The organism is Kumtagia sp., assembly GCF_059502445.1.
In genome coordinates this window covers 1-17,134 of sequence record NZ_JCACER010000097.1, presented here as the reverse complement: position 1 = coordinate 17,134, position 17,134 = coordinate 1, and the positions used below count along the sequence as shown (strand labels likewise).

16 protein-coding genes are annotated in these 17,134 nt (G+C 67.3%); 11 read left to right on the top strand and 5 right to left on the bottom strand.

Translation table 11 applies throughout. From position 1 onward, the window contains the following. Positions 1-126: 126 nt before the first annotated feature. Complete coding sequence (gene purH / locus AC5JDC_RS25635) at positions 127-1,743, bottom strand: bifunctional phosphoribosylaminoimidazolecarboxamide formyltransferase/IMP cyclohydrolase (RefSeq protein ID WP_495845834.1); 1,617 nt, start codon at positions 1,741-1,743, stop codon at positions 127-129. A gap of 27 nt (positions 1,744-1,770) precedes the next feature. Here purH and AC5JDC_RS25630 point away from each other — a divergent pair, with 27 nt between their 5' ends. Continuing rightward, positions 1,771-2,436: a hypothetical protein gene (locus tag AC5JDC_RS25630; protein ID WP_495845832.1), complete on the top strand. Its 666-nt coding sequence runs from the start codon at positions 1,771-1,773 to the stop codon at positions 2,434-2,436. A gap of 17 nt (positions 2,437-2,453) precedes the next feature. Here AC5JDC_RS25630 and AC5JDC_RS25625 read toward each other — a convergent pair whose 3' ends face one another. The 3 genes from AC5JDC_RS25625 to htpX form a co-directional block, all read right to left on the bottom strand. Next, the gene (locus AC5JDC_RS25625) at positions 2,454-4,181 is read right to left on the bottom strand and encodes a heparinase II/III family protein (protein WP_495845830.1); all 1,728 of its coding nucleotides are present in this window, start codon (positions 4,179-4,181) and stop codon (positions 2,454-2,456) included. Between the two features lie 72 nt (positions 4,182-4,253). Then, the gene (locus AC5JDC_RS25620) at positions 4,254-5,612 is read right to left on the bottom strand and encodes an RsmB/NOP family class I SAM-dependent RNA methyltransferase (protein WP_495845828.1); all 1,359 of its coding nucleotides are present in this window, start codon (positions 5,610-5,612) and stop codon (positions 4,254-4,256) included. A 208-nt stretch (positions 5,613-5,820) separates the two neighbouring features. Beyond that, on the bottom strand, positions 5,821-6,858 hold the full coding sequence (gene htpX / locus AC5JDC_RS25615; protein WP_106773752.1) for a zinc metalloprotease HtpX: 1,038 nt from the start codon (positions 6,856-6,858) through the stop codon (positions 5,821-5,823). Positions 6,859-6,959: 101 nt separating this feature from the next. Between htpX and AC5JDC_RS25610 the strand changes: the two genes are divergently transcribed. Beyond that, on the top strand, positions 6,960-7,181 hold the full coding sequence (locus tag AC5JDC_RS25610; protein WP_495845826.1) for a DUF1674 domain-containing protein: 222 nt from the start codon (positions 6,960-6,962) through the stop codon (positions 7,179-7,181). 143 nt (positions 7,182-7,324) lie between these two features. Further along, positions 7,325-8,197, top strand: a complete 873-nt coding sequence (locus AC5JDC_RS25605; protein ID WP_106773750.1) for a transglutaminase-like domain-containing protein — start codon at positions 7,325-7,327, stop codon at positions 8,195-8,197. 60 nt (positions 8,198-8,257) lie between these two features. Here the strand turns inward: AC5JDC_RS25605 and AC5JDC_RS25600 are convergent, their stop codons facing one another. Beyond that, positions 8,258-9,040, bottom strand: a complete 783-nt coding sequence (locus AC5JDC_RS25600; protein WP_495845824.1) for a LysR family transcriptional regulator — start codon at positions 9,038-9,040, stop codon at positions 8,258-8,260. A gap of 295 nt (positions 9,041-9,335) precedes the next feature. Here AC5JDC_RS25600 and AC5JDC_RS25595 point away from each other — a divergent pair, with 295 nt between their 5' ends. The 8 genes from AC5JDC_RS25595 to AC5JDC_RS25560 all read left to right on the top strand — a co-directional run bounded on the left by AC5JDC_RS25595 (position 9,336) and on the right by AC5JDC_RS25560 (position 16,893). Continuing rightward, positions 9,336-10,202 carry an SDR family NAD(P)-dependent oxidoreductase gene (locus tag AC5JDC_RS25595; protein ID WP_495845822.1) on the top strand — a complete coding sequence of 289 codons (867 nt, stop codon included), beginning with the start codon at positions 9,336-9,338 and terminating at the stop codon, positions 10,200-10,202. A 174-nt stretch (positions 10,203-10,376) separates the two neighbouring features. Then, the gene (locus tag AC5JDC_RS25590; RefSeq protein ID WP_495845820.1) at positions 10,377-10,982 is read left to right on the top strand and encodes a methyltransferase family protein; all 606 of its coding nucleotides are present in this window, start codon (positions 10,377-10,379) and stop codon (positions 10,980-10,982) included. A gap of 147 nt (positions 10,983-11,129) precedes the next feature. After that, positions 11,130-11,525: an AGROH133_08824 family phage infection protein gene (locus tag AC5JDC_RS25585; RefSeq protein ID WP_106775226.1), complete on the top strand. Its 396-nt coding sequence runs from the start codon at positions 11,130-11,132 to the stop codon at positions 11,523-11,525. A 229-nt stretch (positions 11,526-11,754) separates the two neighbouring features. Beyond that, a complete protein-coding gene (locus AC5JDC_RS25580; protein ID WP_495845818.1) occupies positions 11,755-12,315 on the top strand; it encodes a F0F1 ATP synthase subunit delta in 561 nt (186 codons plus the stop codon). Continuing rightward, positions 12,315-13,844: a F0F1 ATP synthase subunit alpha gene (atpA, locus tag AC5JDC_RS25575; protein WP_106775228.1), complete on the top strand. Its 1,530-nt coding sequence runs from the start codon at positions 12,315-12,317 to the stop codon at positions 13,842-13,844. Before AC5JDC_RS25580 ends, atpA begins: the two co-directional genes overlap by 1 nt. A gap of 24 nt (positions 13,845-13,868) precedes the next feature. Beyond that, a complete protein-coding gene (locus tag AC5JDC_RS25570) occupies positions 13,869-14,747 on the top strand; it encodes a F0F1 ATP synthase subunit gamma (RefSeq protein ID WP_495845816.1) in 879 nt (292 codons plus the stop codon). A gap of 60 nt (positions 14,748-14,807) precedes the next feature. Then, positions 14,808-16,385 carry a F0F1 ATP synthase subunit beta gene (atpD, locus tag AC5JDC_RS25565; RefSeq protein WP_495845814.1) on the top strand — a complete coding sequence of 526 codons (1,578 nt, stop codon included), beginning with the start codon at positions 14,808-14,810 and terminating at the stop codon, positions 16,383-16,385. A gap of 100 nt (positions 16,386-16,485) precedes the next feature. Then, positions 16,486-16,893, top strand: a complete 408-nt coding sequence (locus AC5JDC_RS25560; protein ID WP_495845812.1) for a F0F1 ATP synthase subunit epsilon — start codon at positions 16,486-16,488, stop codon at positions 16,891-16,893. The last annotated feature ends 241 nt before the right edge of the window (positions 16,894-17,134 follow it).

Below are 17,134 nucleotides of genomic sequence, written 5' to 3'. Positions count from 1 at the left end.
TGGCTTTCCACTATGCATGACTTTCCCCGGACAGCCCTGCCCTTGTGGGGAGGGGTTAGGGGTGGGGGTTATTCCTTATGCGATTGGCTTGTCCCAAAAAGGACAGCACAACCCGGCTCCCCGAAATCAGTGCCGGAAATGCCGAACTCCGGTGAACACCATGGCGATGCCGTGCCGGTCGGCGGCGGCGATCACCTCGTCGTCGCGCATCGAGCCGCCCGGCTGGATCACCGCGGTGGCGCCGGCCTCGACCGCCGCCAGCAGGCCGTCGGCGAAGGGGAAGAAGGCGTCGGAGGCGACGACCGAGCCCTTGGTCAGCGGCTCGGCTAGTCCGGCGGCCTCGGTCGCGTCCAGCGCCTTGCGCGCGGCGATGCGCGACGAATCGACCCGGCTCATCTGGCCGGCGCCGACACCCACCGTGGCGCCGTCCTTGGCATAGACGATGGCGTTGGATTTGACGTGCTTGGCGACGCGGAATGCGAAAGCGAGGTCGGAAAGCTCGGCTTCGCTCGGCGCGCGCCTGGTCACCACCCTGAGGTCGAGCGCGTCGACCACGGCGCTGTCGCGCGACTGCACCAGAAGCCCGCCGGCGACGGATTTCACCGTGACGCCGGCCGCGGCCGGGTCCGGCAGGCCGCCGGTCACCAGCAGGCGAAGATTCTTCTTGGCCGCGATGATGCGGACGGCCTCCTCGCTGGCTTCGGGCGCGATGATCACCTCGGTGAATATCTTGACGATCTCCTCGGCCGCCTCGGCGTCGAGCGCGCGGTTGACCGCGACGATGCCGCCGAAGGCCGACACCGGGTCGCAGGCCAGCGCCTTTGCGTAGGCCGCGGCGAGCGTCGCGCCGACGGCGACACCGCAGGGGTTGGCATGCTTGATGATGGCGACGGCGGCCGAGCGCGCCGGGTCGAACTCGCCGGCCAGCTCGAAGGCGGCGTCGGTGTCGTTGATGTTGTTGTAGGAGAGCTGCTTGCCCTGCAGTTGGCGCGCGGTGGCGACGCCGGGCCGCCGCTCGCCGGTGAGGTAGAAGCCCGCCGCCTGGTGCGGGTTCTCTCCGTAGCGCATGACGCTCTCCAGCCTGCCGCCGAAGGCCCGCCAGGTCGGATGCTCGATCTGCAGCGCCTCGGCGAACCATTGCGAGATCGCCGCGTCATAGGCGGCGGTGCGCGAAAACGCCTTGGCCGCGAGCTTCTTGCGGAACTCCAGCGTCAGGCTGCCGGTGTTGAGCTCCAGCGCGTTGAGCACGGCGGCATAGTCCTCCGGCTCGGTGACGATGGCGACATAGGCGTGGTTCTTGGCCGACGCCCGCACCATGGCCGGCCCGCCTATGTCGATGTTCTCCACCACCGACGGATAGTCGGCGCCGGAGCGGCGCACCTCCTCGAACGGGTAGAGATTGACGACGACGAGGTCGATCGGCTCGATGTTGTTGGCGCGCATCGCCTCCGCATGCTCGGGATCGTCGCGCACGCCGAGCAGCGCGCCGTGCACGCCGGGATGCAGCGTCTTCACCCGGCCGTCCATGATCTCGGGAAAGCCGGTGAGCTCGGAGACGTCGCGCACCGCGATCCCCGCCGCCGCGATCGCCCTGGCCGTGCCGCCGGTCGACACCAGCTCGACGCCAAGGCCGGTAAGCGCTTTCGCGAAATCGATCAGGCCGGTCTTGTCGGAGACCGACAGCAGCGCGCGGCGCACCGGCACGAGATCGGGCGCGGGGATCTTCTTGGAAACGACGGCCATGGCGCGCACCTTCCGGTCAGGTGGGAGATGCAGCGCGGCCTAGCACAGGATGGCGGGAAATCAAGGGATCATCCCAACGCTGCCCCGTTCAATCTTCAAGCCTTGCAAGGCGGTACGCCCGGTGTCATTGATCGATGTCAAATATTATGCTGGCTGGGTACAAGCATGGTTCCCAATCGAAACATGTTTGCTGTTTCCGCCAAGAGGCGGGTAGCGATACTAAATTCAATATTTCTATTGTCTATGGCAACTATTTGCTTTTCTACCGCATATCAACTTATGGATCCGAACTTTACAACAAGCCACATTCGTGGATATTTTATTGTTCGTCTCCATCCGATTATAAGAAGCGGACCATTATTCTTGATTGCGGCCATGACGGCGGCTGGTGCCGTATACTATTTTAAACTATTTAGAAGTGGCGTTCTTTTTTATTTAACACAAGACGGAATACAAGATCGAGGCATGTTCGGGATGAAGAATATCCCATGGGACAAAATCGAAAAAATAGAACCATCTTTATGGAGGAAATCTGAAAGCATAAATCTTAGCATCAGGAAAAGGGGCAAAATCGTCCCGTATTCTATAAATCTATATGCCGCCGAAACTTCAACCGACAAAATCCTCGCAGAAATGTACCGCCTTTGGGCTTTGCGTCGGAATGCAGCCGCTGAGACCTCGTTACCTGGGTGACTACCTGCGGCCAGTGTTCACCCCCGCGCCGGCTCGATCTCCCGCCGTCGTCTCTGCAATTGCCAGCGCACCTCCGGCGCCTCGGAGGCGCTGAAGGCGAGCACGATCTGGCGGCTGCGGCGCGGGCCGCCGAGTCCGGCGAAGAAGATCGATTCCTCCACCCGCGGCCCGACGCTCGACGACAGCACCCAGCGGTCGGCCTGCGGCGCGGCCAGCACCAGCCGGCCCTTGTTGTCGCGGAACAGCTCGACGTCGGGGTGGAGATGGAAACGGATCGCCACCTGGTCGCGCTCCGGGAAGGCGCCTCGGGCGATGAAGCGGTCGACGCCGGACAGAAGGTCGCCGTCGGCCGACAGCGTCAGGCCGCGCTCGTGCACGAGGCCGAAGCGCTGGAGGTAGCCGTCATGGGCGGCGACGAAAGCCTGGCTGCCGGGCTGGTCGAGCCGGTCGCAGCGGACGGTGCGCGGCCCGTCGACCAGCGGCGCGCCGATGACGCCGCTGATACGCTGCGAATGGCTGAAGCGGGCCGACGAGGTGTCGTCGAGGCCGGCGGTGGAATGCGCGGCGGTGGCGCGGCCGAGGGGCCGCACCTCCTCGGCGCCATAGCTGTCGACGCCGGCATTGACGATGAACTGCTGGGGGCCGGACGACAGCTCGAAGGACAGGCAGCCGGCATGCGCGGCGTCGGCGATCTCGACCGGCGGCGGCGCGCCGGTGTCGGCGATCACCGTGGTGCCGCCGAGCGCCAGCCTCTCATAGCCCGAATGCGGCGCATGCAGCAGCGGCGCGCCGGCCGTGTCGTCGTGGCGCAGGATGGCGGCGACGCGCTCGTGGATGGTCACGCCCATACCGTTGAAATGCGCCAGGCTGCCGTCGCCATGGCGGAAGAAGCGCAGCGCCGGCAGCATGCGCTCGACGGCGCCGATGAGCGCCTCGGGCGGCGTCTCCGCCTGGTTGGTGTAGGTCTGGCGCAGCGGCAGGAGGTCGGCGAGCAGTTCCAGCAGCGCCATCGGGTTGCGCGAGACATGGCCGCCGTCGGGCAGGATCTGGCGGTCGAGCTCGGCCGCCAGATGGCGGCTGGCGCCGCGCAGCACAGAAGGCGCCGCCGGCAGCGCCAGCGCCGCATAGGCGAGCGCGATGCGCGCACGCAGCCGCCCCTCACCATCCGGCATCTGCCGCGCCACCGAGCGCAGATAGCGGATCTGCGTGGCGAGCGAGCGCAGGAAGGCCCGGTAGAAGGCCAGCTCCGCCCCCTGCAGCACGACCGGGGAATGCTGCAGCCAGGCGATGATGCGCTTGGCCGTGGTCGCGGGGTCCCAGGCAGGGCCGGAAATGCGGTTGCCATGCGCCTCGATCCAGTCGGCGACCAGCGCACGCGCATTGGCGGTCGCCAGTTCCGTCCCGGCGGCCCGCATGTGGCGCAGCCAGCGGAAACCGTGCAGCGACTTCAGCCAGCCGCGATCACCGACCTCCAGCACGAAGGGCGAACCGCCGCCGGTCTCGACCAGATGGCCGGAGAGCGGGAAACGGCCGTGATAGATCTCGACGGCGATCTGCGGGTCGGCGAGGCGCAGGTCCGGCGGCGCGATCAGCACGCGCTCCGGCGTGCGGCCGCCGTAGCGCCAGCGGTAGAGCGGGCCGGTGCGCAGGCCCCGGCGGGCGCGCCGCCAGTATTCCCTGGCGATCAGCGCCCACAGGCGCCTGGTGTCGCCATCCGCCAACAACAGATTCTCCGACCGGGTCATTTTTGCGGCTTGTAGATGATTCAGCCGATCCTGCGAAGGCGGAACGCGCGTCGAGGGGACACAGCCGCTATTTCATCCCACCGCCCGCAGCCGCGCCGCGAAGAATCCGTCGAGGCCGGAAAGCGCGGCATCCGGCAGCACCAGGTCGGCCGGCGTCGTGCGCAGAAATCCTTCCGGCGTGACGAAGCCGTCGGTGCCGGGAATCTCGTCGGGCCGGATCGGGTCGAAAGCGACGACGTCGGTCTCCGCGAGGAAGCCGCGCACCATCTCCTCGCCCTCCAGCGGATCGAGCGAGCAGTTGGAGAAGACGAGCTTTCCGCCCGGCCTGAGCAGCCGCACGGCGGCGTCGAGCAGCCGGCGCTGCAGGTCCGCGAGCTTTTCGATGTCGGCCGGCGACTTCGTCCACGGCACGTCGGGATGACGGCGCACCGTGCCGGTGGACGAGCACGGCGCGTCGAGCAGTATGGCGTCGAACGGCGCGTCGGGCTGCCAGGCCAGCACATCCGCCTGGACGATAACCGCCTCGAGGCCGAGCCGGTCGAGATTGGTCTGCAGCCGCGCCAGCCGGCTGCGCGAGGAATCGACCGCCGTCACGATGGCGCCCGCCGCCGCGAGCTGTGCGGTCTTGCCGCCGGGCGCGGCACAGAGGTCGGCGACGCGCAGGCCCTCGACCGCGCCGAGCAGCCGCGCCGGCAGGGTCGCCGCGGCATCCTGCACCCACCAGGCGCCGTCGCCATAGCCGGGCAGCTCCGGCACCGGCGCCGGCAGCCGGCCGACGCGCACCGAGCCGGTCGGCAGCACGATGCCGCCGAACTCCTGCGCCCAGCGCTGCGGGTCGGATTTCACGGTGAAGTCTGTCGGCGATTCCAGCCGGTGGGCAGCAAGGATCTTCTCCGCCCGCTCCGATCCGTAGGCGGCGCGAAGTCGCGCTGAAAACCACTCCGGCGCATCCTCGGTCGCGGCCAGCGCCTTCGGCAGGTCGGCAGCCTTGTCGCGCGCGATGGCCCGCAACACGGCGTTGACCAAACCGGCGAAGCGGGCGGTGCGCGGGTCGGCCTTGGCATGGCTGACGGCGAGGTCGACCGCGGCGCTGTCCGGCACGTCGAGGAACAGGACCTGCGTCGCGCCGACATGCAGGATGTGCGACAGCGTCGTAGCATTGGCCGGCAGCGGCGAGCGCAGCCGCGCCGCGACGAGCGCCTCGACGGTGCGGCGATGGCGCAGCGCGGTGACCAGGATCGCCCGCACCAGCGCTCGGTCGCGCGGCTCCAGCGCGCGGAACTGCGGATGGCCGTGCTCGGCATCGGTCAGGCCGTCGAGCGGCGTCCTGGCGTCGACCACGGCCGCGAGCAGCCGCGCCGCCGCCATGCGCGCCGGCAGGCCCGGGATGGAGGGCGCGGCGGCCTTGGTTTCTCTGGGGGATTTTGACATCCGGTCGGCCGGGTTCTTTCTGCGGTTTCGCCGGCTTGTGCTGGCGGCTGTTGTTTCGGGGAATGCGCAAAGACCCCCTCTCCGTCTTGCCCTTCGGGCGAGACGGAGAGGGGGTCTTAACAGACAGTCCCGCGATCGGAAATCCGGATCAGCGGATCAGCCGGAAATCACATACCGGCGCCCAGGGCATCGGCGCAGACCCGCCCGCTCACGACCACGGGCCCTTGCGCGGCCCGGTCGGGTTGCGACCCCAGGGGTTGGATTTCGGCGGCTGCGGCTGTTCCGGCTCGGCGGGAGCGGAGCCGGAACCGCCCCACGGGCCGCCCGACGGCGCGGTGCCGCGCGGCGGCTGCGACGGCGCCTCGGCGCGCGGCTGGGGACGGCGGTCGCTCCCGACAGACGCGAACTCCTGCTCCATCGCCTGCAGCGCGGCGATACGGTTGTCGGTGTTGGGATGCGTCGAGAAAAGATTGTCCATGCGCTCGCCATGCAGCGGATTGATGATGAACAGATGCGCGCTCGCCGGGTTGCGCTCCGCCTCCTCGTTGGGGATGCGCTGCACGTTGCGTGCGATCTTGCCGAGCGCGGCGGCGAGCCACAGCGGATGCCCGCAGATCTCGGCGCCGCGCCGGTCGGCCGCGTATTCGCGGGTGCGGCTGACCGCCATCTGCACGACCGCCGCCGCCAGCGGCGCCACAATCATGGCGACCAGCACGCCGACGAAGCCGAGCGGATTGTGGTTGTCGCGGTTGCCGCCGAAGAAGAAGGCGAAGTTGCCGAGCATCGAGATCGCGCCGGCAAGCGTCGCGGTGATCGTCATGGTCAGCGTGTCGCGGTTCTGCACATGCGCCAGCTCATGCGCCATCACGCCCGCCACCTCCTCGTAGGAAAGCCGGTTGAGCAGGCCGGTGGTGGCGGCCACCGCCGCGTTCTCGGGGTTGCGGCCGGTGGCGAAGGCGTTGGGCTGCGGGTTGTCGATGACGTAGACCTTCGGCATCGGCAGCCCGGCCCGCGCCGCCAGGTCGCGCACGATGCGGTAGTATTCGGGCGCGCTGCGCTCGTCGACCTCGACGGCGTTGTGCATGCGCAGCACCATCTTGTCGGCGTTCCAGTAGCTGAACAGGTTCATGCCGGCGGCGATCAGGAAGGCGATCATCATGCCGCCGGAGCCGCCGATCAGATAGCCGACCCCCATGAACAGCGCCGTCATCAGCGCCAGAAGCATCGCGGTCCGCATCACGTTCATCAAAAACTCCTCAAGGCCGTAGCGGCGGTCGTTTCACGCCGAAACCCTGCTATATGATGGGGAAGATCGGCGTTTGTTTCAATGATTTCCGAGGTGACGCGATGGCCGGGACGGCAGAGGACAGGGTCGCGGACGGCATCGAATCCGCGCCGGCGAAGGCGCTGACCGCTGCGGCAAGACGAGCGCTTGCCGAAGCCAAGGCCCGTCGCGCCGAACGCGAGGCGCGCGTCGCCTCCATGCCGCGCGAGGTCGGCGGTCGCGGCGGCGAGGAGCCGGTGCGCTACGGCGACTGGGAAAGCAAGGGAATCGCGCACGATTTCTGACGGCCGTCACTCCTCGTCCCGGCCGGGCTGCGGACCGGCCGAATGTCCGACAGAGCGGGAACGGAATCCGCCCCGTCGCGTTGTTGAAGGCGTTTTCTCCTTCCCGAAGAAGGAGTTCCCCTCAAACGGCGGCGAGGTTCACCATGCTCATACGGCTCGGCTATGAAATCGCGATCAGCTGCACCCAGCCGACGCCGGTGGTCTCGCTTCTCGAGGTGAACAAGGACCGACGACAGGACATCAGGCGCGAGACGCGCGTGCTGACATCGCCGCAGGTGCAAAGTCGCACCTACGAGGACTCCTTCGGCAACACCTGCCGCCGCTTCACCGCGCCGGAAGGCGGGGTGCGGCTCCTCTACGATGCCGTCGTCGAGGACAGTGGCGAGCCCGACGAGGTCAACACGCTGGCACGCGAGACGCCGGTGGAGCGACTGCCGGACGAGGTGCTCGGCTTCCTGCTCGGCAGCCGCTATTGCGAGACCGACCATCTGATGAACCTCGCCTGGGACCGCTTCGGCCACGTGCCGCCGGGCTGGGCCCGCGTCCAGGCGATCGTCGACTATGTGCACACGCGGCTCTCCTTCGGCTACGGCTATGCGCGCTGCACCCGCACCGCCGCGCAGGCCCATGAGGAGCGCGTCGGCGTGTGCCGCGACTTCGCCCATCTGGCCATCGCGCTGTGCCGCTGCATGAACATCCCGGCCCGCTACGTGAACGGCTATCTCGGCGACATCGGCGTCCCGCCCGACCCCGCACCGATGGACTTCAACGCCTGGATCGAAGTCTTCCTCGACGGCAGGTGGTACACTTTCGACCCGCGCCACAACATTCCCCGCATCGGCCGCGTCGTGATCGCCCGCGGCCGCGACGCCACCGACGTGCCGCTCCTGCACACCTTCGGTCCGCACGCGCTGTCGATCTTCAAGGTCTGGACCTACGAGCAGGAAAGCCGCGCCGACCGGCCGCCGGTGACACGCCGCGTCGACCGCACCATGGGCGCCCACGTGCTGGCGTGATCGACCGCCGCCGCCCTTGATCTTTGTGGTTGCGTAAATCATGATCGAGGAATAAATTCCTCATTCATGATTTACGCCCGCTTCCCGATCCTCCACGGTGATGTCAGCCACATAGGCCAGTCCGAGGCCGGCGCGGGCGAAGGAGGCGAGAAGCGTCCCGTCATTGACGATGATGCCACCGGGCGGATCGAAGGACTGGGCCCGGCCGTCGCGCTCGAACTCCCACCGGTACACCGTCCCGGAGGTCGGGAAGCGATAGCGGATCGCCTCGTGGCGGACCAGGTCCTCCGGCACGTGGGGATGGCCGTGCGTGGCAAGATAATCGGGGCTGGCGACGACCGACCAGGCGATGTCGCGGCTCAGCCTGACGGCGATCATGTCCTCGTCCACCAGTTCGCCGATGCGGATGCCGGCGTCGAAGCCGCGTGCGGGGAGATCGACGGCCGCGTCGTCGACCGACACCTCGATGGCGACCCTCGGGTGACTGCGGCGCAGAGCGGGCACGACCGGCTCGACGACGAGCGGCACGGCGATGCGCGGCACCGTGATGCGCAGCAGCCCGGCGGGCTCCCCGGCCATGTCGACCGTGTCGCTGATCGCGGCGGCGATCTCGGTTGCCGCCGGTCCGACCCGCGCCAGCAGCGCGGCTCCGGCTTCCGAGAGGCCGACATGCCGGGTCGTGCGCAGGAAAAGCGGCGTGCCGAGGCGTGCCTCCAGAACCTTCACCGCCTGGCTGACCGCCGCCGGCGAGACGCCGAGCCGGATCGCCGCTGCGGAAAAGCTGCCCTCCCGCGCGACGGCCAGGAACGAGGAAAGACCGGCAAAGGGATCGGTGGCGCTCATGTCAGCATTTTAAAGCCAGACTTAAAGGTTCGAAAAGCCAGAGCCGGTTTTTCCTGCCGCCCCGGCCGGCTACCGTCATGGTGCTTCAAGCAGGGCAATCGCATGTGAGTTTACCCCCACCCCTAACCCCTCCCCACAGGGGGGAGGGGAACTTTGCGGCCGCCATGCCGCGCGAAACCGTCGAGGATTGACGCCTTGCGGTGATGCCGGCCAGTCCCCCTCCCCCTTGTGGGGAGGGGTTGGGGGTGGGGGTAAGCTCATATGCGATTGCCCTTGCGTCTCAAAGGAGAAGGAGATGGCCGTGCTGGTTTCGTCGGACAAAGCAATTTCGATTCCGCGCCGTGGTGTCCTGGCCGGCCTCGTGGCGGCGGGCGCGGCGGCGGCGGGCAGTGCGACGGCGGTCGCGCAGCCGGCCGGCGCCCTCGCCGGCAAGGTCGCCATCGTCACGGGCGCCACCTCCGGCATCGGCGCCGCCACCGTCGCGGCCCTGGCTGCGGCCGGTGCAAAAGTCGCCTTCAACGGTCGGCGCGAGGCGCTCGGCGCCAAGGTGGAAGCGGAGGTGCGGGCCGCTGGCGGCGACGTCGTCTACCTCAGATCGGACGTGCGCGACGCGGCGCAGATGGAGCGGTTCGTCGGCGACGCCGTCGCGCGTTTCGGTCGCCTCGACATCGCCTTCAACAATGCCGGCATCGACCTGCCGCCGGCCCGCATCGAGGACACCGCCGTCGACGGCTTCGACGACCAGATCGCGACCAACCTGCGCGGCGTCTTCCTGTCGATGAAGTACGAACTGCCGCATCTCGTCCGCTCGAAGGGCTCGATGATCAACATGGCCTCGATCGGCGGGCGGCATGCCCTGCCGAACATTTTGGCCTATGGCGCCTCCAAGGCCGCGGTGATCCACATGACGCGCTCGGCGGCGCAGGAGTATGGAAAGGACGTCCGCATCAACGCGATCGCGCCGGGCGCCATCGAGACGCCGATGCTGGAACGGGTCCGCCGGGACTGGAACGTCACCACCGAGCAGCTCATCGCGCCCTATCCCGCCGGCCGCGTCGGCACCCCGCAGGAGGTCGCGTCGCTCGTGCTGTTCCTGGCCAGCGACGCCAGCTCCTACGTCAGCGGCCACGTCATCGGCATAGACGGCGGCGATTTGCCTTAGCGTTTCCGGAGCGGCGGGTCGGGGCCGCGGATTTGCCATTGCCGCCGCTGCGATGGCCACGCTTCTCCGGCTGGGGTTCCGGTCCTGCGAAATGCGTCCAAGGCGATTGCTGCGCCGCAAAAAAGCTCCAAACCCGGCTGATCAGCGAAAATCATCACCTGATCGGATGCCCGCATGCAGTACCAGCCCGCCAACCAGAGATTACGCATCAGGATTCTTCAGGCGGGAGTCCTGCTGCTTGCCGCGCCTCTCGCCACCATGCATCCCGCGTTCTCCGGCGACGGCAACGATACGCTCGAGCAGATCGGTGTGGCACTCGTTCTCATCTGCATCGCCGGCCGGATGTGGAGCATCCTCTACATCGGCTCGAAGAAGAACCGCGAGCTGGTGACGAACGGCCCCTACTCGATGACCCGCAACCCGCTCTACTTCTTTTCCACGATCGGCGCGATCGGCACCGGGGTGTTCGTCGGGTCGCTGGTGCTGACGCTGGTCCTTGGCCTCGCCGTCTATCTGGTGCTCGTCGCGACTGCCGGCAGGGAGGCGCGGCATCTCGAAGCGCTGTTCGGTGACCGATACCGCGAGTATGTACGGGAGACGCCGCTGTTCTGGCCCAAGCCCTCGATCTATCGCGAAGCCGGGGAAGTCGCCTTCTCGCCGGTTGCGCTCAGGCGCACCTTCCTCGACGGACTGCTCTTTCTCCTCGCCTTTCCGGCTATCGAGGCTATCGAGTACCTGAAGGATGCAGGCCTCGTGCCTATCCTGTTCCATCTGCTCTGAAACATCGCACCCGAGGCAGAGCCGTTGCTGAACGATCATCGTGCGGCTGACCTCCGGACCCCTGATAATTGGCCGACACCCCGTTTCCCTTTGCGACCCGCGCAACTACTATCCGCGCGGAATCAGATGCAGCCGCGAGGGGACGGGATGGAGCTGGGATTTCCGTGGCCGACGACCAATGGCGAGTGGCTGGCGTGGACGAGCGCCGCCGTCACCGTGCTGTTCGGCCTGCTGATGTTCTTCGCGCCGCGCATCGCATTGCGCATCCTGCGCCTGCAGACCACCGAGGCCCATCCGGAGGCGGTGTCGCAGTCGCGCGCCACCATGGCCGGCTTCTATCTCGGCGTCGGCCTTTGCGCGCTGCTGCTCGCCCAGCCCTTCGTCTACATGACGCTCGGCCTGTCCTGGCTGTTCACCGCCTTCGGCCGCATCGTGTCGATGCTGTCGGACCGCGGCAATACGCTCTACAACTGGGTCTCGCTCATCGTCGAAGCGGTGCTGGCGGTGCTGCCGCTCGCCTTCGCCTTCGGCCTGGTGTCCTGAATCACCGGCGCTTTCCCGCGGCTGCGACAATCTGTTCAAAAGCTTGTCCGGCAACGTGTTGCGGTCATCGTATGCGTATGCTAGACGGCGGGCGGCTGTCGACCGGGGGGACGCGTCCTGCGCAGACCAGCCGACGACAAAATTGCAGCAAGGCCAAAGGTTTAGCCAGAGTCGCCCAGACTCGCGCCGATAATCCCGCGGCCTTTCAGACCAAGAGAAAAGACCGCCCGTGGCAAAGTCCAGCTCGCCAGTCTCAGGGGTTGCCGAACGCTACGCCGCTTCCTTGCATGATCTCGCCGCCGAGGCGAAGTCCGTCGACAAGGTCGAGGCCGATCTCGGCCGCTTCGAGACGCTGCTGTCCGGCAGCGACGATCTCGATCGCCTGATCAAGAGCCCGGTGTTCTCGGCCGACGACCAGTTCAAGGCGATCTCGGCGATCCTCGCCAAGGCGGGCATCACCGGCCTCGTCGGCAACTTCCTCAAGGTCGTCGCCAAGAACCGCCGCCTGTTCGCGGTGCCGTCGATGATCACGGCGTTCCGCCGCATCGCCGCCGAGGCGCGCGGCGAGGTCGCCGCCGAGGTCACGTCGGCGCATGCGCTGACGGCGGCCCAGCAGACGGAGCTCAAGGCGGCGCTCAAGGGCGTGGCCGGCAAGGACGTCGCCATTTCCGTGACGGTCGATCCGTCGCTGCTCGGCGGTCTCGTCGTCAGGCTCGGCTCGCGCCAGATCGACACGTCGCTCAGAACAAAACTCAATTCGCTCAAGCTTGCACTGAAAGAGGTCGGCTGATGGACATCCGCGCCGCGGAAATTTCCGCAATCCTTAAGGACCAGATCAAGAATTTCGGCAAGGAGGCCGAGGTCTCCGAGGTCGGTCAGGTTCTGTCGGTCGGCGACGGCATCGCCCGCGTCTACGGTCTCGACAACGTCCAGGCCGGCGAGATGGTCGAGTTCCCTGGCGGCATCCGCGGCATGGCGCTCAACCTCGAAGCCGACAATGTCGGCGTCGTCATCTTCGGCGCCGACCGCGACATCAAGGAAGGCGACACCGTCAAGCGCACCGGCGCCATCGTCGACGCGCCGGTCGGTCCGGCGCTGCTCGGCCGCGTCGTCGACGCGCTCGGCAACCCGATCGACGGCAAGGGTCCGATCAAGGCGACCGAGCGCCGCCGCGTCGACGTCAAGGCGCCCGGCATCATCCCCAGAAAGTCGGTGCACGAGCCGATGTCGACCGGCCTCAAGGCCATCGACGCGCTCATCCCGGTCGGCCGCGGCCAGCGCGAGCTGGTGATCGGCGACCGCCAGACCGGCAAGACCGCCATTATCCTCGACACCATCCTGAACCAGAAGGCGGTCCACCAGAGCGGCCCCGAGAGCGAGAAGCTCTATTGCGTCTACGTCGCCATCGGCCAGAAGCGCTCGACCGTCGCGCAGTTCGTGAAGGTGCTGGAAGAGCGCGGTGCCCTTGAATATTCGATCATCGTCGCCGCCACCGCGTCGGACCCGGCGCCGATGCAGTTCCTGGCGCCGTTCACCGCTTGCACCATGGGCGAGTATTTCCGCGACAACGGCCAGCACGCGCTGATCGGTTATGACGATCTGTCGAAGCAGGCCGTGGCCTACCGCCAGATGTCGCTGCTGCTGCGCCGCCCGCCGGGCCGCGAAGCCTATCCGGGCGACGTGTTCTACCTGCACTCGCGCCTGCTGGAGCGCGCCGCCAAGCTCAACGACGAGGAAGGCAACGGCTCGCTGACGGCGCTGCCGGTCATCGAGACGCAGGCCAACGACGTCTCGGCCTACATCCCGACCAACGTCATCTCGATCACCGACGGCCAGATCTTCCTCGAGACCAATCTGTTCTTCCAGGGCATCCGCCCGGCCGTGAACGTCGGCCTGTCGGTGTCGCGCGTCGGCTCGGCCGCTCAGGTCAAGGCGATGAAGCAGGTCGCCGGCTCGATCAAGGGCGAGCTCGCGCAGTATCGCGAGATGGCCGCGTTCGCGCAGTTCGGCTCCGACCTCGACGCCGCCACGCAGCGCCTGCTCAACCGCGGCGCCCGCCTGACCGAGCTCCTGAAGCAGCCGCAGTTCTCGCCGCTGAAGACCGAAGAGCAGGTCGCGGTGATCTTCGCCGGCGTCAACGGCTACCTCGACAAGCTTGCGGTCGCCCAGGTCGGCAAGTTCGAGCAGGGCCTGCTCGCCCACATGCGCTCGGACGGCAAGGACGTGCTCGACGCCATCCGCAAGGAGAAGGCGCTGTCGGATGACCTGCGCGGCAGGCTGAAGGCGCAGATCGACGCCTTCGCCAAGACCTTCGCCTGAGACTGACGGGGACGGACTGGCGACATGCCTTCGCTAAAGGACCTACGCAACCGCATCGCCTCGGTTAAGGCGACGCAGAAGATCACCAAGGCGATGCAGATGGTCGCCGCGGCGAAGCTGCGCCGCGCCCAGGAAGCGGCGGAGGCGGCCCGGCCCTATTCGCAGCGCATGGCGGCGGTGCTGGCCAACATCACCCAGGCGGTGGGCGGCGGCGGCGATGCGCCGGCGCTGATGACCGGCACCGGCAAGGACGACGTGCACCTGCTCGTCGTCTGCACGGCCGAGCGTGGCCTGTGCGGCGGCTTCAACAGCCAGATCGCGCGTTTCGCCCGCGACCACATCCGCAAGCTGCTGGCGGCCGGCAAGCAGGTGAAGATCATCTGCGTCGGCAAGAAGGGTTTCGACATCCTGCGCCGCGACTACGGCAATCTGATCATCGATCGCGTCGACCTGCGCGAGGTCAAGACGCTGGGCTTCGGCAATGCCGACGCCATCGCCCGCAAGGTGATCCAGCTCTTCGACGAAGGCCAGTTCGACGTCGCGACGCTGTTCTATTCGCAGTTCAAGTCGGTGATCTCGCAGATCCCGACAGCGCAGCAGCTCATCCCCGCCGCCGTGGCCAGCGGCAATGGCGAGGGCGATGCCGGCGCTGTCTACGAATACGAGCCGGAGCCGGGCGAGATCCTCTCCGACCTGATCCCGCGCAACATCGCGGTGCAGGTCTTTCGCGCGCTGCTGGAGAACGCGGCCGGCGAGATGGGCGCCAAGATGAGCGCGATGGACAGTGCCACGCGCAATGCCGGCGACATGATCAACAAATTGTCGATCACCTACAACCGCCAGCGCCAGGCGCAGATCACCAAGGAACTCATCGAGATCATCTCGGGCGCCGAGGCGCTCTAGCCGCGGCCGCCGGGTGACGGCGGGCCGACGCGACACAATCGAACGAAAAGGGTAACGAAAATGGCGAAAGCAGCGACCCCCAAGGCACCGGCCGCGGCCAAGGCCCCGGCAAAGGCGGCCGCAGCGAAGGCGGCCCCGGCCAAGGCCGCGGCGACCAAGGCTCCGGCGAAGGCCGCTCCGGCCGCGCCGGTGAAGGCGAGGACGCCGGTGACGGCCGCAAACGGCGCGACCGGCAAGGTGCGTCAGGTCATCGGCGCCGTCGTCGACGTGCAGTTCGAGGACAGCCTGCCGGCGATCCTGAACGCGCTGGAGACCGACAATGTCGGCAACCGCCTCGTGCTCGAGGTCGCCCAGCATCTCGGCGAGAACACGGTGCGCTGCATCGCCATGGATTCGACCGAAGGCCTGGTGCGCGGCCAGCCCGTCGCCGACACCGGCGGCCCGATCTCGGTGCCGGTCGGCCCGGAAATGCTCGGCCGCATCATCAACGTCATCGGCGAGCCGGTCGACGAGGCCGGCCCGGTCAAGGCGACCGAATTCCGCGCCATCCACCAGCCGGCCCCGGAATATGTCGACCAGTCGACCGAGGCGCAGATCCTGATCACCGGCATCAAGGTGCTCGACCTGCTGGCGCCCTACGCCAAGGGCGGCAAGATCGGCCTGTTCGGCGGCGCCGGCGTCGGCAAGACCGTGCTGATCCAGGAACTGATCAACAACGTCGCCAAGGCGCACGGCGGCTTCTCGGTGTTCGCCGGCGTCGGTGAGCGCACCCGCGAGGGCAACGACCTCTATCACGAGTTCATCGAGTCCGGCGTCAACAAGAAGGGCGGCGGCGAGGGCTCGAAGGCAGCGCTGGTCTACGGCCAGATGAACGAGCCGCCGGGTGCGCGTGCCCGCGTCGGCCTGACCGGCCTCACCGTCGCCGAGTACTTCCGCGACCAGGGCCAGGACGTGCTGTTCTTCGTCGACAACATCTTCCGCTTCACCCAGGCGGGTTCGGAAGTGTCGGCGCTGCTCGGCCGCATTCCTTCGGCCGTGGGCTACCAGCCGACGCTCGCCACCGACATGGGCGCCCTGCAGGAGCGCATCACCACCACCACGACCGGCTCGATCACCTCGGTGCAGGCCATCTACGTGCCCGCCGACGACCTGACCGACCCGGCGCCGGCGACCTCCTTCGCGCACCTCGACGCGACGACCGTGCTCAACCGCGCCATCGCCGAGAAGGGCATCTACCCGGCGGTCGACCCGCTCGACTCGACCTCGCGCATGCTCGATCCGATGGTCGTCGGCGAGGAGCACTACCAGGTCGCCCGCCAGGTGCAGCAGACATTGCAGCGCTACAAGTCGCTGCAGGACATCATCGCCATCCTGGGCATGGACGAGCTGTCGGAAGAGGACAAGCTGACGGTGGCGCGCGCCCGCAAGATCGAGCGCTTCCTGTCGCAGCCCTTCTTCGTGGCCGAAGTGTTCACCGGCGCGCCGGGCAAGCTGGTCGACCTCGCCGACACCATCAAGGGCTTCAAGGGCCTGGTGAACGGCGAATACGACCACCTGCCGGAAGCCGCCTTCTACATGGTCGGCTCCATCGAGGAGGCGGTCGAGAAGGCGCAGAAGCTGGCGGCGGAAGCGGCGTGATCTGAGCGAATAGCGAATAGGGAGTAGCGAATAGAGATCTAAGCGGCAGCCGAGTGCGAACTTTATTCGCTATTCGCTATTCGCTATTCGCTAATTTGCCATGGCTGAAGCATTCAAATTCGAACTCGTTTCCCCCGAACGCCTTCTGGTTTCGGAGGACGTCGAATCCGTCGTCATCCCGGGCACCGAAGGCGAGATGACCGTCATGGCCAACCACGCGCCGGTCATGTCGACCATCAAGCCCGGCGTGGTGACGGTGAACCCGGTGTCCGGCTCGCCGGAGCGCTACGTCGTGTTCGGCGGCTTTGCCGACATTTTGCCGACCGGCTGCACGCTGCTTGCGGAATCGGCGGTGCCGGTGAAGGACATCGACAAGGCCGACATCGCCCGCCGCATCCAGGAGGCGCGCGAGGACCTTGCCGACGCCAAGGACCACGCCTCGCGCACCAAGGCGGAGGAGTTCCTGCAGCAGCTCACCACGCTGGAGGGGGCTATCCTGCCGGCGTAAGCTGCTTGGACACTGCTGAATTGAAGAAGCGGGGCATTTGCTCCGCTTTTTGTTGTCGTGGCTCCGCCAGGTCGCGTCGCGCTCTTTCGCACCCCCCTCTGTCCTGCCGGACATCTCCCCCGCAAGGGGGGAGATTGGCAGCTTCGCTGTCCGCCCGCGTTCTGCGGCGTTGGAGATTGGCGAAAGCAAAGCGGCCGGCCAATCTCCCCCCTTGCGGGGGAGATGTCCGGCAGGACAGAGG

Coding starts and splice junctions, on each gene's coding strand:
- AC5JDC_RS25590 (WP_495845820.1), top strand. CDS start 10,377: ATGCAGTACCAGCCCGCCAACCAGAGATTACGCATCAGGATTCTTCAG.
- htpX (WP_106773752.1), bottom strand. CDS start 6,858: ATGAACGTGATGCGGACCGCGATGCTTCTGGCGCTGATGACGGCGCTG.
- AC5JDC_RS25605 (WP_106773750.1), top strand. CDS start 7,325: ATGCTCATACGGCTCGGCTATGAAATCGCGATCAGCTGCACCCAGCCG.
- AC5JDC_RS25560 (WP_495845812.1), top strand. CDS start 16,486: ATGGCTGAAGCATTCAAATTCGAACTCGTTTCCCCCGAACGCCTTCTG.
- AC5JDC_RS25610 (WP_495845826.1), top strand. CDS start 6,960: ATGGCCGGGACGGCAGAGGACAGGGTCGCGGACGGCATCGAATCCGCG.
- AC5JDC_RS25600 (WP_495845824.1), bottom strand. CDS start 9,040: ATGAGCGCCACCGATCCCTTTGCCGGTCTTTCCTCGTTCCTGGCCGTC.
- atpA (WP_106775228.1), top strand. CDS start 12,315: ATGGACATCCGCGCCGCGGAAATTTCCGCAATCCTTAAGGACCAGATC.
- AC5JDC_RS25625 (WP_495845830.1), bottom strand. CDS start 4,181: ATGACCCGGTCGGAGAATCTGTTGTTGGCGGATGGCGACACCAGGCGC.
- AC5JDC_RS25630 (WP_495845832.1), top strand. CDS start 1,771: ATGCAGCGCGGCCTAGCACAGGATGGCGGGAAATCAAGGGATCATCCC.
- AC5JDC_RS25620 (WP_495845828.1), bottom strand. CDS start 5,612: ATGTCAAAATCCCCCAGAGAAACCAAGGCCGCCGCGCCCTCCATCCCG.
- AC5JDC_RS25595 (WP_495845822.1), top strand. CDS start 9,336: ATGGCCGTGCTGGTTTCGTCGGACAAAGCAATTTCGATTCCGCGCCGT.
- purH (WP_495845834.1), bottom strand. CDS start 1,743: ATGGCCGTCGTTTCCAAGAAGATCCCCGCGCCCGATCTCGTGCCGGTG.
- AC5JDC_RS25585 (WP_106775226.1), top strand. CDS start 11,130: ATGGAGCTGGGATTTCCGTGGCCGACGACCAATGGCGAGTGGCTGGCG.
- AC5JDC_RS25570 (WP_495845816.1), top strand. CDS start 13,869: ATGCCTTCGCTAAAGGACCTACGCAACCGCATCGCCTCGGTTAAGGCG.
- atpD (WP_495845814.1), top strand. CDS start 14,808: ATGGCGAAAGCAGCGACCCCCAAGGCACCGGCCGCGGCCAAGGCCCCG.